Genomic DNA, 13,388 nt, shown 5'->3' with positions numbered 1-13,388 from the left:
CGGACCGGGCGGGGCGCGCTCCGGCGTGGGAACCTGGTGGCGTGACGTCGTTCAGTGGGAGCCGCCGGGTGATGGGACGGCCGCGGGTGACCTCGCGGCCCGCCCTGGAGCGGCTCGCGTTCGAGCTGTTCGCCCGCCAGGGGTTCGACGAGACGACCGTGGACGACATCGCGGCCGCGGCCGGGATCGGGCGGCGCACGTTCTTCCGGTACTTCGCGTCCAAGAACGACCTGGTGTGGGGCGACTTCGACGCGCAGCTGCGGCGGCTGCGCGCGCTGCTGGACGAGGCCGACCCGCGGGCGCCGATCATGGACGCCGTCCGCCGCGCCGTCGTGGAGTTCAACCGGTTCGACCCGCAGGAGGTGCCGTGGCACCGGCAGCGGATGGAGCTGATCCTCACGGTGCCGACCCTGCAGGCCGACGCGACGCTGCGGTACGCGTCCTGGCGGCGGATCGTCGCCGAGTTCGTCGCCGCCCGCACCGGGCAGCCGGTGTCGGCGATGGGGCCGCGGCTCGCGGGCAGCGTGATCCTCGCCGCCGCCGTGACCGCCTACGAGCACTGGCTGTCCGCCGGGGAGGGGACGTCCCTGGCGGAGCTGCTGGACGAGACGCTGCGGCGGGTCGAGGCCGGGTTCGCCGAGATCGGGCGGGCCCCCGCGCCCGGCTAGGGCCCCCAGCCGCGCCGGACGGCGTCCGCGGCGAGCTCGCCGATGAGGACGGCCGTCGCGGCGGGGCCGCGCAGCGGCGCGGTCGGCAGGACCGAGGTGTCGGCGACGCGCAGCCCGCGCACGCCGCGGACCCGCCCGGAGGCGTCGACGGCGGGCCCCATCGGGACGGTGCCGCATGTGTGCTGCGACGTGCCGAGGCGCGCGCGGATCCACGCGTCCAGCACGCGGTCGTCGTCCACCGGCACCGGTTCGACCGGGCCCGCGCAGACCTCGCCGAACGCCCCGGACTCCACGACCGCGACCGTCGCCCGCACGGCCTCGCGCATCCGGCGGCGGTCGGCGCCGGTCTCCAGGTAGCCGTAGTCGATGCGCGGCGGGACGTCCGGGTCGGCGGACACGGTGCGCAGGCCGCCGGACGTCCGGGGCGTCTGCACGGACGCGAGGAACGCCAGGGGCATGCCGGGGACGCCGGCCTTCCCCCCGACGAGCCCGGCCATCGGCACGAGCGACTGCAGGACCTCCAGGTCGCCCGCCGCGGGGCCGTCCGACGACGGCAGGTGCAGGGCGCCGCCGAGCCACGAGCCGGACGGCTCGCCCAGCGGCCGCCGGGGCGTCCACTCCACGACGATCTGCGGGTGGTCGCTGAGCGCGGCACCGACGGCGGGGAGGTCACCGACGACGGGGATGCCGACGCGTTCGAGGTCCGCCGCGGGCCCGATGCCCGACAGGTGCAGCAGGTGGGGGGTGGAGAGGGCGCCCGCGCACAGCACGGTCTCGCCCGCCTCGAAGACCGTGCCGTCCGCGGCGGCGACGCCCGCGGCGCGCCCGCGCCGGACGACGACCGAGCGCACCGGGCGGTCGCCCAGCAGCGTGAGGTTCGGGCGCCCGGACGCCGCGCCGAGGAGGTAGGCGAGCCCGGTGTTGACGCGGAGGCCGCCGGCGGTGTTGGACGGCACGGGCCCGAACCCCGGCGCCTCTTCGGCGTTCTTGTCGGGTTCGTCCGGATATCCGAGTTCGTGCGCGGCCGCCCGGAACGCGGCCGCGGCGGGATGGCGGAGGTCCGTCCGGCGCACCGGGACCGGGCCCCGGTCGCCGTGCGGCCCCGCCGCCCCGCGGTCGAGGTCGGTCTCGAGCGCGCGCATGAACGGCAGCGCCCGCTCGTACGACCAGGCGTCGCCGCCGGCGGCCGACCAGCGGTCGAAGTCCGCGCGCCGGGCGCGGACGAAGTAGCCGCCGTTCACGGTCGTCGAGCCGCCGAGGATCCGGCCGCGCGCCGCCATGTACGGCAGGCCGGGCGCGAGCCGCGCCGGGAACGTCCGGACGGCCGGATGCCCCGGCCGCGCCCCGGGCACGAGCCGGGCGTCCAGCAGGTCGGCGGGGAAGGCGGGCGGCACCGGCCCGGCCTCCAGCACGAGCACCTCGCAGGCCGGGTCCTCGCTGAGCCGGGCCGCCAGCGCCGCACCGGCCCCGCCCGCGCCGACCACGAGCACGTCCGGGGGGCGCCGCCCGCCCGGACCGTTCCGTTCGCCCATCACCGCACCTTCCGCCGCACCCGCCGCACCCGCCGTGCCGGGAGGGCCGCCGCACGCCGGGCGAACTCTACGCGCGGGCGGCCCGCGGCCCGGTCCGCCCGTCCCGCCCCTTCCTTTTGACACTCGATGCACTTAGTATCCCCTCAAGCCGGGCGGCCGTGCCCCGCCGCCGGACACGGACCGGGGGCACGGGAGACGGCCGCCGCACGCGAACGAAGGAGGACGCCATGGACAGCGCCGCCACCGAGAACCAGAGCGCCGACGAGCGGACCGAGGACGCCGCGGCCGCCGAGTCGCTGATCGAGGAGGTCTCGATCGACGGCATGTGCGGCGTCTACTAGGCCGTGCCGGCGATCGACCTGGACCGCGCCTGGGACCTGCACCCGCAGGTCTCGGTGCGGCCCGAACCCTTCGGCGCGCTGCTCTACCACTTCGGCACCCGCAAGCTGTCGTTCCTCAAGGACCGGCGCCTGCTGGAGGTCGTCCGGGGGCTGCGCGACGCGCCCACCGCCCGGGACGCCTGCGCGGCGGCCGACGTGCCCGCGTCCGACCTGCCCCGGTACGGCGCGGCGCTCGGCGCGCTCGCAAGCTCGTCCATGCTCGTGGAAAGGACGCCGTGACCACCGACGCCGCAAGCCAGGCCGCGCAGACCACCGGCCCCCGGCTGGTCGACCTGTTCGAGCGCGGGCTCGACGCGCCGATCTGCCTGACCTGGGAGCTCACCTACGCCTGCAACCTCTCGTGCGCGCACTGCCTGTCCAGCTCGGGGCGCCGCGACCCGCGCGAGCTCTCGACGGCCGAGGCGAAGGCCGTCATCGACGAGCTGGAGGCCATGCAGGTCTTCTACGTCAACATCGGGGGCGGCGAGCCCACGGTCCGGTCCGACTTCTGGGAGCTGCTCGACTACGCCACCGCTCACCATGTGGGCGTGAAGTTCTCCACGAACGGCGTCCGCATCACGCCCGAGGTCGCCCGGCGGCTGGCCGCCAACGACTACGTGGACGTCCAGATCTCGCTGGACGGCGCCACGCCCGAGGTGAACGACGCGGTGCGGGGCGCGGGGTCGTACGACACCGCGATGCGCGCCATGCGGAACCTCGCCGACGCGGGCATGCGGAACTTCAAGCTGTCGGTGGTCTGCACGCGGCACAACATCCCGCAGATGGACGCCTTCAAGGCCATCGCCGACGAGTACGGCGCGCAGCTCCGGCTGACGCGGCTGCGCCCGTCCGGGCGCGGGGCGGACGTGTGGGACGAGCTGCACCCGACGCAGGCGCAGCAGCGCGAGCTGTACGACTGGCTCCTCGCGCACGGCGACCGTGTGCTGACCGGCGACTCGTTCTTCCACCTCTCGGCCTACGGCCAGTCGCTGCCGGGGCTGAACCTGTGCGGCGCGGGGCGCGTGGTGTGCCTCATCGACCCCGTCGGGGACGTGTACGCGTGCCCGTTCGCCATCCACGACGAGTTCCTCGCGGGGAACGTCCGCGAGCCCGGCGGGTTCGCGCGGGTGTGGCGCGAGTCGGACCTGTTCGCGGGCCTGCGGGAGCCGCAGACGGGCGGCGCCTGCGCCTCGTGCGGCTTCTACGACACCTGCAAGGGCGGCTGCATGGCCGCGAAGTTCTTCACCGGGCTCCCACTGGACGGGCCCGACCCGGAGTGCGTGCAGGGCCACGGCGAGAAGCTGCTGGCCGGACGGCCCGAGGACCGGTCGGGCATCCCGAAGCCGTCCGGCGACCACTCGCACCGGACCTCGCCGCCCCGCCGCCGGGAGCCCGTCCTGGTCCGGCTGGGGCGGCGCGCCGACATGGGCCGCCCGCCCGTCAGCGCCTGCGAGGAGAACCCCCTCGCCGGGCTGCGGATCACCTGACCCTTTCCCCCAGGAGACGACATGTTCCAGAACCCGTGGTTCGAGACCGTGGCCGAGGCGCAGCGCCGCGCCAAGCGGCGGCTGCCCCACATGGTCTACGGGGCGCTGGTCGCGGGCTCGGAGCGCGGCCGGACGGTCGGCGACAACTGCAAGGCGTTCGGCGACCTCGGGTTCGCGCCCCGCGTGGCGGGCCACCGCGCGCAGCGCGACCTGTCCACGAGCGTGATGGGCGTGGAGACGTCCATGCCGGTGGTCATCTCCCCCACCGGCGTGCAGGCCGTGCACCCCGACGGCGAGGTCGCGGTGGCGCGGGCCGCCGCGAACCGCGGCGTGATCATGGGGCTCAGCTCGTTCGCGAGCAAGCCCGTGGAGGAGGTCGCCGAGGCCAACCCGAACGTCTTCTTCCAGATGTACTGGAGCGGCGACCGGGACGCGATGGTGCAGCGCATGGACCGCGCGCGCCGCGCCGGGGCGAAGGCCCTCATCGCCACGCTCGACTGGTCGTTCTCCAACGGGCGGGACTGGGGCAGCCCCATGATCCCGGAGAAGGTCGACCTGAAGACGATGGCGAAGCTGGCACCGGGCGTCCTGCCCCACCCGGGCTGGCTGTGGCGGTTCGCCAAGACCGGGCGCATCCCGGACCTGACGACCCCCAACCTCCGGGCGCCCGGCGGGACCGCGCCCACGTTCTTCGGCGCGTACGGCGAGTGGATGCAGACCCCGCCGCCCACCTGGGAGGACGTGGCGTGGATGCGCAAGGAGTGGGGCGGCCCGTTCATGCTCAAGGGCGTCACCCGCGTGGACGACGCGAAGCGGGCCGTGGACGCGGGGGTCACGGCGCTGTCGGTGTCGAACCACGGCGGCAACAACCTCGACACCACGCCCGCGACGATCCGGGTGCTGCCGTCGGTCGCCGAGGCGGTCGGCGACCAGATCGAGGTCCTGCTGGACGGCGGGGTGCGGCGCGGCGGGGACGTCGCCAAGGCGCTCGCGCTCGGCGCGCGCGCCGTGCTGATCGGCCGCGCCTACCTGTGGGGCCTCGCGGCGAACGGGCAGGCCGGCGTGGAGAACGTGCTGGACATCATGCGCGGCGGCCTCGACTCCGCCGTGCTGGGCCTCGGCCACGCGTCCGTCCGCGACCTGGCGCCGTCCGACCTGGTGATCCCGCCCGGGTTCGCGCTGACGCTGGGCGGCGGGGAGGGCTGACGTGCGGGACCTGGCCGGGGCCGCGTGGCCGGAGGTCCGGGAGCGGCCGCCGGTGCTGGTGCCGGTCGGGTCGACCGAGCAGCACGGCCCGCACCTGCCGCTGAACACCGACACGGTGGTCGCCCGGGCCGTCGCCGAGCGCGCGGCCGACGCGCTCGGCGGCCCCGTGCTCGTCGCGCCCGCCCTCGCGTACGGGTCCAGCGGCGAGCACGCGGGCTTCCCCGGCACGGTCTCGATCGGACGGGACGCGCTCGAGCTCGTCCTCGTCGAGACCGTGCGGTCCCTCGCGCTGTGGGCGGGGCGGGTCGTCTTCGTCAACGGGCACGGCGGCAACGCCGCGGCGCTCGACGCCGCCGCGGGCCGGATGCGCGCCGAGGGGCACGACGCGGGCTGGGTCGGCTGCGGCGTCCCCGGCGGCGACGCGCACGCCGGACTCACCGAGACGTCGGTCATGCTGCATCTCGCGCCGGAGCTCGTCCGGCCGTCGCGCGCGGTCGCGGGCGACACCCGGCCGATCGCCGAGCTGCTGCCCGAGCTGGTCGCCCGGGGCGTCCGGGCGGTGTCGCCGTCGGGCGTCCTCGGCGACCCGGCGGGCGCGTCGGCCGAGCGGGGACGGGAGATCGTGGACGCGATGGTGGCGGCGGTCGTCCGGCGGATCGGCGCCGGGCGCGCGGACGCGCGCGGCCGGTTCCTCGACCCCGGGGCGGCGACATGAGCGCCTCGCGGCGCTTCCCCCTGCCCGCCGGCTTCCCGATCGTGCTGGACGAGGGGACGTCGCTGTGGTCGGGCGGCCGCGTGGCGACCGGAGGCGCGCCGTGGAAGGTGGTGCGCCCGGCCGACGCCGCCCGACCGCACCTGGCGGCGCTGCACCGCGCGGGCGGGCGCGGGCTCGCCGATCCCTCCCCGGTCGGCCGGGCGGTGGCCCGGCTGCTGCTCGACCACGGGCTGGCCCGTCCCGTCCCGGCGCCGCGCCCCGGGCCGCACGGGGTGACCGTGGTGATCCCCGCGTACGGGCGGGCCGACGAGCTGGCGCGGTGCCTGGCGGCGGTCGAGGGCGTCCCGGTGATCGTCGTGGACGACGCCTCGCCCGATCCCGGGCCGCTGCGCCGGGCCGCCGAGGCCGCCGGGGCCCGGCTGGTGCGGCACCCCGTCAACCGGGGCCCGGCCGCCGCCCGGAACACGGGCCTGCGGCTGGTGGAGACGCCGCTCGCCGCGTTCGTCGACTCCGACTGCCGCCCCGAGGCGGGCTGGCTGGACGTCCTCGTCCCGCACTTCGACGATCCGCGCGTGGCGGCCGTCGCGCCGCGCGTCCGTCCGGACCCCGGCGACGCCCGGCTGCTCGCCCGCTACGAGACCGCCCGGTCGGCGCTCGACATGGGCGTCCGGCCCGCGCTGGTGCGCCCGGGCGGCCGGCTCGGGTTCGTGCCGACGGCGACGCTGCTGGTGCGGGTCGCGGCGGCGCGCGGCCTCGGGCCCGGCGGGGCGTTCGACGAGGAGCTGCGGCTCGGCGAGGACGTCGACTTCGTCTGGCGGCTCGGCGACCTGGGGTGGAACGTCCGGTACGAGCCGGGCGCGCGGGTCGCGCACACGTCGCGGCTGCACCCGGTGGACTGGGCGCGGCGGCGGCACGAGTACGGGACGTCCGCCGCGGACCTGGCGCGGCGGCATCCGGGGCGGCTCGCGCCGGCGCGCCCGTCGGCGTGGAACCTCGCGGTGCTGGGCCTGCTCGCGCGGGGGCGTCCGGGGACCGCCGCGGCCTGCGCGGCGGTCGCGGCGGCGCTGCTGGCGCGGCGGCTGGCGCGGCTGCCCGCCGACTGGAGCCTGGCCGCCGCGATCGTCGGCAAGGGCGTCCTCGCGGACGCCGCCGCGCTGGGGCACGCGCTGCGCCGCGAGTGGTGGCCCGCCGGGCTGCTCGTCCTGGCGGCGGCCCCGCGAAGCCGCACCGCCCGTGCGGCGGCGGCGGCCATGCTCGCGCCGATCGCGCTGGAGTGGCTGCGGGAGCGCCCGGACGTCGATCCGGTCCGGTACGCGGTGCTGCGGCTCGCCGAGGACGCCGCGTACGGCTCGGGGGTGACGGCCGCGTCGGCGCGCGCGCGTTCGGCGGCGCCGCTGCGCCCGGACGTCCGGTTCCCGGAGGGGCTCTCGGCCGCCCGGGCCGGCGGGTGGGCGAGAGCCGCGGCGCGGGCCGCGGTGCGGCGGGCGCGCCGGGTCAGCGGTTGATGTTGCCCATGTCGACGCGGAGCTGGGAGCCGGTGACGTACCTGCCCTCGTCGGACGCCAGGAACGCGACCATGTTCGCGATGTCCTCGGGCTGGACCACCTGGTAGGGCAGCGCCGGCATGTAGATGGGGCCGAGCATGGGCGACTGCTCGAGGTAGTCCTTCATCGAGCCGTCGTTCATGCCGGTGGCGACGCCGTGCGGGTGGATCGTGTTGACGCGGATGTCGTGCTCGCCCAGCTCGTTGGCCAGCACCTTCGCGAGGCCGACGACGCCGTGCTTGGAGCTGGCGTAGTGGGCGAGGAACGGCAGCCCCTTCGAGCCCGCCACCGAGCTGGTGATGATGATCGAGCCGCCCTGCCCCTGCTCGATGAGCACCGGCACCGTCGCCTTGACCGTCTTCCACACGCCGGTGAGGTTGACGTCGATGAGGTCCTGCCACTGCTCCTCGGTGATCTCCCAGGTGCGGCCGTAGTTCACGATGCCCGCGTTGGCGACCACGATGTCGAGGCGGCCCAGCTCGGCGACGCCGTCCCGGACGGCCGCCTCCAGCGCGGGCAGGTCGCGGACGTCGGCCTTGCGCGCGACGATCCGGCGGCCCAGCTCCTCGACGAGCTTCACCGTCTCGTCCAGTTCCGCCTGCGTGGCGGGCTCGTAGCGGACGTACGGGCTGGCCGACTCCACGAGGTCGATCGCGATGACGTCGGCGCCCTCGGCGGCGAGCCGGACGGCCTCCGCCCGTCCCTGCCCGCGCGCGGCACCGGTGATGAAGGCGACCTTGCCCGTCAAACGTCCCATGCGAAACCTCCAGGTCGGGCGGCCCGGCGACGCGCGGCGTACGGCCGAAGGGACAGGTCGCGCACCGGCGGAAGGCCGGGCCGATAAGCGGTACGAGCATGATGGCACTCGGTGCCATAAAGAGCAACGGCCCGCTCGCCCCGGCCTTCGCCGCCCCCGCGGACGGCGAAGGGAGGCGGCCGTGCGGCCGCCTCCCCCGACACGATCGCCCGATCCTAGACGCCGTCCTCCTCGGCCATGCCGAGCAGGCGGTCGAGGACGGCGGTGCCCTCCTTCAGCCCGTCGTGCTCGTACTCGTTGGTGATCCACGGCCGCAGCCCGCGCACCGCGCGCGCCGTCTCCAGGGAGAACTCGCGCGGGACGAACATGTCGTCGTGGTAGATCGCCGCGTAGACGGGCACCTCGTTGCGGGCGAGCCGGCCCGCGTCGTACAGGTGCGGCCAGTCGTCCTTCGCCGCCAGCAGCTCCGCCGTCTCGCGCAGCGGCACGAGCGCCGGGTCCTCGGCGAAGTGGAACGGGTAGTACGTCTCGCCCGTGAAGGCGAACGGCGCGCCGCCGTCCAGGTCGAACTCCGGACGCTGCCGGTAGACGCGCTCGGCGGCCCAGTTGGTCGCCCGCCCCTGCGCGTAGATCAGCTCCTGGAACAGCGCGTAGAGCGGACGGGCGGCCAGGCTCGTCGCGTCGTGCACGCCCGCGAGGAAAGTGTCCGACAGCTCGGGACCCTCCGGGCCCTCCACGAACGCCTCCTCCAGGAGGAAGTGCAGCGAGTCGAAGCCCGCCCGGGTGCCGAGCCCGAGGCCCAAACCCTGGAAGCGGCGCGGCGACAGCCGCTCCCCCGTGGGCATCCGCACGTCGCGCGTCCGCAGGTGCTCGGCGATGCGGGCGCACAGCTCCCGGTCGCCGGGGTGGCGGGCGAAGTACTCCTCGTTCTTCTCCAGCGTCCGGTCGAACGTGAGCCGGTAGACGTCGTCGGCCGTGCCGGTGAGCGTGGGCAGCCCGCCCGTGACGAACGACCGCCGCAGCCCCTCGGGCGCCAGCGACAGGTACGCCAGCGTGATGAAGCCGCCGTAGCTCTGCCCGAGCGTCGTCCACGGGCGCCCGCCGTTGAGCTCCCGGCGCAGGACCTCGGCGTCCCGGACGATCGCGTCGGCGCGGAAGTGCGCGAGGTACGCGGCCTGCTCGGCCGGGCCGCCGACGCGGGCGAGGGTGCGCCGGTTCACGGGCGCGGAGCGGCCGGTGCCGCGCTGGTCGAGCAGCACGACGCGGTGGTCGTCCAGCGCCCGCCCGACGAAGCCGCTCTTGGACGCGGGCCGCACCGCCTTGCCGCCGGGGCCGCCCTGCAGGAACAGCAGCCGGGGCAGGTCGGCGCCGGCCTTGGCGGCCGCGACCACCTCGCGCGCGTACACCTCGATGCGCGGGCCGTCCGGGCGGTCGTGGTCGAGCGGGACCTCGACGACGTGGTCGGTGCAGACCAGCCCCCGCTGCCGGAACGTTCCGGTGATCATCAGTACCCCGGGATCCCGAGGCGGCGGCAGATCTCGACGAGGTCGGGGTGCACGTAGCGGCCCTCGATCTCGATCGCCTCGCCGTCCAGGTAGATGGACGGGTTGAGCAGGCTGCCGTCGGTGTGCGCGGGGGCGAGGAACGGGTCGCCGCCGATCCAGGCGCCCTTCGTGCCGAGGCCGAGCTCGACGCAGCCGAAGATGCGCTCGTCCTCCACGATCCGGCCGGTCGGCTTGGTCACGCCGGGGTTGAACCCGAGCGACCAGTGCGCGATCCGGTACATGTTGCGGCCGACCTCCGGGTCGTCCGCGGACGCCGCCTGGTCCTCCATCCAGCGGCGGAAGACCGTCGCGTCGGTGCCCTCGCCCTCGATCGAGGTCACCGTGCCCTCCTCGACCTCCATCCGGATGGGCGAGCGGATCAGCCCCAGGTCGTTCGGCGGCCACACGGCGCCGTCGAACACCAGCACGCCCTCCTGGGTCTCCTCGAGAGGGTTCCAGGAGATCTGCCCGGCCAGCATGACGGTCTCGCCCGGCTTCTCGGCGGGCTTGCCGCGCAGGTTGATCGGCCGGCCGCCGTTGCGGGCCCGCAGGTCGGTGCCCGCCGGGGTGGTGATCCGCACCTCGTCGGCCTTCTCCAGCAGGCCCACCAGCGCCTTGCCGAGGTCGATCGTGCCCTGGAAGTCCACCCGGGCCACGGTGTCGACGAGCATCTGGACGTCCATGCCGGTCAGGTTCGCGTAGCGGGTCCCCTGCGCCATCGCCGCGCGGAAGGCGTCCGAGTGCATGATGTACGCCAGCGCGTACTCGATCCACACCTGCGACCGGGCGACCGCGCCCGCGACGGGGCCGGGCGGCTCCATCGCCGAGGACGGCCGCGTCGGGTACCACACGACGGTCGGCGTCGCCCCGGCCGCCGCGACGGCCTGCGCGGTGACGTCCACGACCCGCGCGTCGGTGGAGCTGTCGGCGGTGATCACCACGTCCTCGCCCGGCTTGACGAGCATGATCTCCTCGACGAGCTTGCGGGCGCCGAGCGCGGCCTCGTACGACAGGTACTCGGGCCGGGACTCGATCCGGCTGGTCACTTCCACTGTGCGCCTTATCCCTTCACTACGCGGCTGACATCGGTGAGCGAGCTTCCGGCGATCAGACCCGAACCGATCAGGTTCAGCTCGCCGCTCGCGGCCTCGGGTCCGCGCACCCGGGCCCAGATGATCCTGAAGGCCAGTGCGCCGAGCACGAACCAGCAGGCGTACGGGGTGAGGATCAGCAGTCCGGTGGCCAGCAGCACGCCCATCTGCCGCTCCGGTCCGCCGATGAACTGGATGAGCGCCCCGGGGACCGCCCAGATCAGGATGTTGGTGAGCGTGGAGGTGTCGGTGAGGCCGCCCGCGACGGTGTCGGCGTACACCTTCGACACCGGCGGGATCTCACCGCCCTCGAAGTAGGACCTCCAGGTCACCGCGACCACCGCGAGCGCGACGCCGAAGCCGACGAGCTGCGCGATGTACTGCTGCTTGCGCCCGGCCCGCTCCACGAGCCGGTACGGGGTGCCGCCCTGCCGCAGGATCCAGCCCGCCTTCAGGTCGTAGCCCATGTCGGCGAACGCGGGGCCGGTCGCGGCGATGTAGGCGACGAACAGCGCCAGCGGCACGGTCGGGATCCCGATGACCAGGCCCAGCACCATGAAGATCAGCGTGACCGCGAACGCCGGGAACCAGCCCGAGTGCATCGCGGCCAGGCCGACGATCAGCTGGTGCACCAGCGCGGCGAACCCCGCCAGCAGGCACCAGCCGACCAGCTCGACCACCGACAGCTCGCCGAGGATCCCGCCGGTCAGCGCGACCGCCAGCGCACCGAGCACGAACAGGACGTACCCCTGGGTGAGCGCCCGCCGCAGCCCGTTCTCGTCCACCGTGGTCTGCATGGCCTCGCCGGTCCGCGCGCCGACGGCCGTCCGGCCGTCCCCGTCCTCGTCCTCGTCCCCGTCCTGCTGCCTGCGGACGAGCAGGATCACGGCCTGCAGGAGGGCGACGAGCCCGGCGCCGACCATGAAGCCGTGCGGGATGTACATCTCGTTGAGGTCGATGTCGAACCATTCCTGGCCGTACTGGTTCACGCCCAGCCCGACGCCGAACATGCCGAGCGCCCAGATGTTGCCGATCAGCGCGACGCCCGCCGCCGAGAACGGCAGCGCGTTGCCGGCGACCTTGACGAACGAGCCGAGGAAGCCCACGAGCCCGCCGATGCCCAGCACGACGGCTTTGCGGCCGCCCTCGTCCCCGGCGACGATCGTCTCCGCCGCCGCGACGCCGGGCGGCCAGGTGGAGCGGGCCGGGAACAGCTTCGAGTCGAACACCCGGTACAGCACCAGGGAGTCGACGAACAGGCCGATCCCGGCGCCCAGCAGCATCGGCCACACCAGGTCGGGGCGGCCGAGGACGAACGGGACGCCGATCGGCACCAGCAGCGAGTTCGCGGCGGCGAACGTGGCGCCGGAGATGGCGCTCTGCACCAGGTTCTGCCGGTGCACCGACCGCATCTCCCGCAGCTTCCGCGCCGGGATCCGCCCCACGAGCATCGCGATCAGCGCCCCGATGACCGAGGTGTTGGCCGAGATGCCGAGCGTGGTCACCAGGTGCAGGCCGATCAGCGCGCCGAGCACCGACAGCACGATGGTGAGGATCAGGACGACCGGCTCGTGCGCGCGGGGGTGCGCCTCCGGCCCGTGCAGGGCCGCCCCCTTCAGCGATCGCATGGTCACAGGACTCTTCCTCGCTACTCTTCGGCCCCGCCGCCGTCGAGCAGGCGGGTCAGCGACTCGGCCGCCCCGCGCACCCTCGCGATGGTGGTGTCGATCTTCTCCGTGACGTTGTGGTGCGGGCCGATCACGACCAGCGAGCCGACGACCTCCCCGGCGGCGAACACCGGCGCCGCGACCGAGGTGACGTTGAGGTCGTACTCGCCGTGCGAGATCGAGACCCGGTCCCGGCGGACCCGCGCGTACAGCGCGCGGAGCCCGTTCGGGTCGGTGACCGTGGTGTCGCTGAACCGCTCCAGCGGTCCCGCGCCCAGCAGCCGCCGGACGTCGTCGTCCGGGTAGAACGCGAAGATGGCGTGCCCGGCGGCCCCGCCGTGGGCCGGGAGCGTCTCCCCCACGATCGCCGAGTACCGCATGGGCCCGGCGGCGTCGACCGCCAGCGCCGTCCGGTACCCGGCGCCGTGCGGAACGTTGAGGACGGCGCTCTCGCCCAGCTCGCGGGCCAGCGCGGTGAGCAGCGGCCGGGCCGCGGCCTCCAGCGCGCCGCCCCGCTCCGCCGCCCGGGCGAGCACGCCGACCGCGACGCCGAGCCGGTACCGCCGGGTGTCGGGGTCGGCGAGCACGAACCCGCGGTGCGCGAGCGTGGTCAGCAGCCGGTGCGCGACCGCCTTGTCGAGCCCCAGTTCCCTGGCCAGCTCGCTGACCCCCCACTCCGTCCGATGCTGGAAGGCCAGCAGCACCAGCAGCCCCCGATCGAGGGTCTTCGCCGTACCGCGTCCCGGCTCGCCCAACGCGACCACCTCTCTGTTGCGTTTATCGCAACAGCGTTGCTA

General features: G+C 75.1%; 13 protein-coding genes. 7 read left to right on the top strand and 6 right to left on the bottom strand.

All coding sequences use genetic code 11. The annotated features are described in order from the left end of the window. The first annotated feature begins 41 nt into the window (after positions 1 to 41). Entirely contained in the window at positions 42 to 668 is a 627-nt protein-coding gene (mftR, locus tag H505_RS40550; protein ID WP_034517056.1) for a mycofactocin system transcriptional regulator, read from the top strand. Here mftR and mftG read toward each other — a convergent pair. Beyond that, positions 665 to 2,200 carry a mycofactocin dehydrogenase MftG gene (gene mftG / locus H505_RS0108275; protein ID WP_026401610.1) on the bottom strand — a complete coding sequence of 512 codons (1,536 nt, stop codon included), beginning with the start codon at positions 2,198 to 2,200 and terminating at the stop codon, positions 665 to 667. The genes mftR and mftG overlap by 4 nt on opposite strands. A 227-nt stretch (positions 2,201 to 2,427) precedes the next feature. On the opposite strand from mftG, the gene mftA reads away from it, so the two are divergent. The 6 genes from mftA to mftF are packed head-to-tail and all read left to right on the top strand — an operon-like array spanning position 2,428 to position 7,493. Continuing rightward, on the top strand, positions 2,428 to 2,541 hold the full coding sequence (gene mftA / locus H505_RS51485; RefSeq protein ID WP_064743537.1) for a mycofactocin precursor MftA: 114 nt from the start codon (positions 2,428 to 2,430) through the stop codon (positions 2,539 to 2,541). A gap of 3 nt (positions 2,542 to 2,544) precedes the next feature. Beyond that, positions 2,545 to 2,820 (top strand): mycofactocin biosynthesis chaperone MftB, encoded by a 276-nt coding sequence (gene mftB, locus H505_RS0108265; protein ID WP_026401609.1) that lies wholly within the window; start codon positions 2,545 to 2,547, stop codon positions 2,818 to 2,820. Then, a complete protein-coding gene (gene mftC, locus H505_RS0108260; protein WP_051300425.1) occupies positions 2,817 to 4,067 on the top strand; it encodes a mycofactocin radical SAM maturase in 1,251 nt (416 codons plus the stop codon). The genes mftB and mftC overlap by 4 nt, the downstream gene beginning before the upstream one ends. A gap of 21 nt (positions 4,068 to 4,088) precedes the next feature. Beyond that, positions 4,089 to 5,273, top strand: a complete 1,185-nt coding sequence (gene mftD / locus H505_RS0108255; RefSeq protein ID WP_026401607.1) for a pre-mycofactocin synthase MftD — start codon at positions 4,089 to 4,091, stop codon at positions 5,271 to 5,273. Position 5,274: 1 nt separating this feature from the next. After that, positions 5,275 to 5,988 (top strand): mycofactocin biosynthesis peptidyl-dipeptidase MftE, encoded by a 714-nt coding sequence (mftE, locus tag H505_RS0108250; protein WP_026401606.1) that lies wholly within the window; start codon positions 5,275 to 5,277, stop codon positions 5,986 to 5,988. After that, positions 5,985 to 7,493: a mycofactocin biosynthesis glycosyltransferase MftF gene (mftF, locus tag H505_RS40545; RefSeq protein WP_051300424.1), complete on the top strand. Its 1,509-nt coding sequence runs from the start codon at positions 5,985 to 5,987 to the stop codon at positions 7,491 to 7,493. Before mftE ends, mftF begins: the two co-directional genes overlap by 4 nt. On the opposite strand, the gene H505_RS0108240 is transcribed toward mftF, so the two are convergent. The 5 genes from H505_RS0108240 to H505_RS40540 form a co-directional block, all read right to left on the bottom strand. Continuing rightward, complete coding sequence (locus tag H505_RS0108240; protein ID WP_026401605.1) at positions 7,483 to 8,289, bottom strand: mycofactocin-coupled SDR family oxidoreductase; 807 nt, start codon at positions 8,287 to 8,289, stop codon at positions 7,483 to 7,485. The genes mftF and H505_RS0108240 overlap by 11 nt on opposite strands. A 215-nt stretch (positions 8,290 to 8,504) precedes the next feature. Next, complete coding sequence (locus H505_RS0108235) at positions 8,505 to 9,794, bottom strand: alpha/beta fold hydrolase (RefSeq protein ID WP_026401604.1); 1,290 nt, start codon at positions 9,792 to 9,794, stop codon at positions 8,505 to 8,507. After that, on the bottom strand, positions 9,794 to 10,885 hold the full coding sequence (locus H505_RS0108230; protein ID WP_026401603.1) for a 2,5-dihydroxypyridine 5,6-dioxygenase NicX family protein: 1,092 nt from the start codon (positions 10,883 to 10,885) through the stop codon (positions 9,794 to 9,796). Before H505_RS0108230 ends, H505_RS0108235 begins: the two co-directional genes overlap by 1 nt. An 8-nt stretch (positions 10,886 to 10,893) precedes the next feature. After that, on the bottom strand, positions 10,894 to 12,552 hold the full coding sequence (locus H505_RS0108225; protein WP_034517211.1) for an OPT/YSL family transporter: 1,659 nt from the start codon (positions 12,550 to 12,552) through the stop codon (positions 10,894 to 10,896). A gap of 20 nt (positions 12,553 to 12,572) precedes the next feature. Beyond that, positions 12,573 to 13,346, bottom strand: coding sequence for an IclR family transcriptional regulator (locus tag H505_RS40540; RefSeq protein WP_051300423.1), 774 nt, complete (start codon positions 13,344 to 13,346; stop codon positions 12,573 to 12,575). Between the last annotated feature and the right edge of the window lie 42 nt (positions 13,347 to 13,388).

Origin of the sequence: Actinomadura rifamycini DSM 43936 (genome assembly GCF_000425065.1) — a bacterium.
GTDB classification, from domain to species: Bacteria; Actinomycetota; Actinomycetes; order Streptosporangiales; family Streptosporangiaceae; genus Spirillospora; species Spirillospora rifamycini.
Note: the sequence above shows the minus strand (reverse complement) of the source record. Positions and strands in the feature narration are given on the sequence as shown.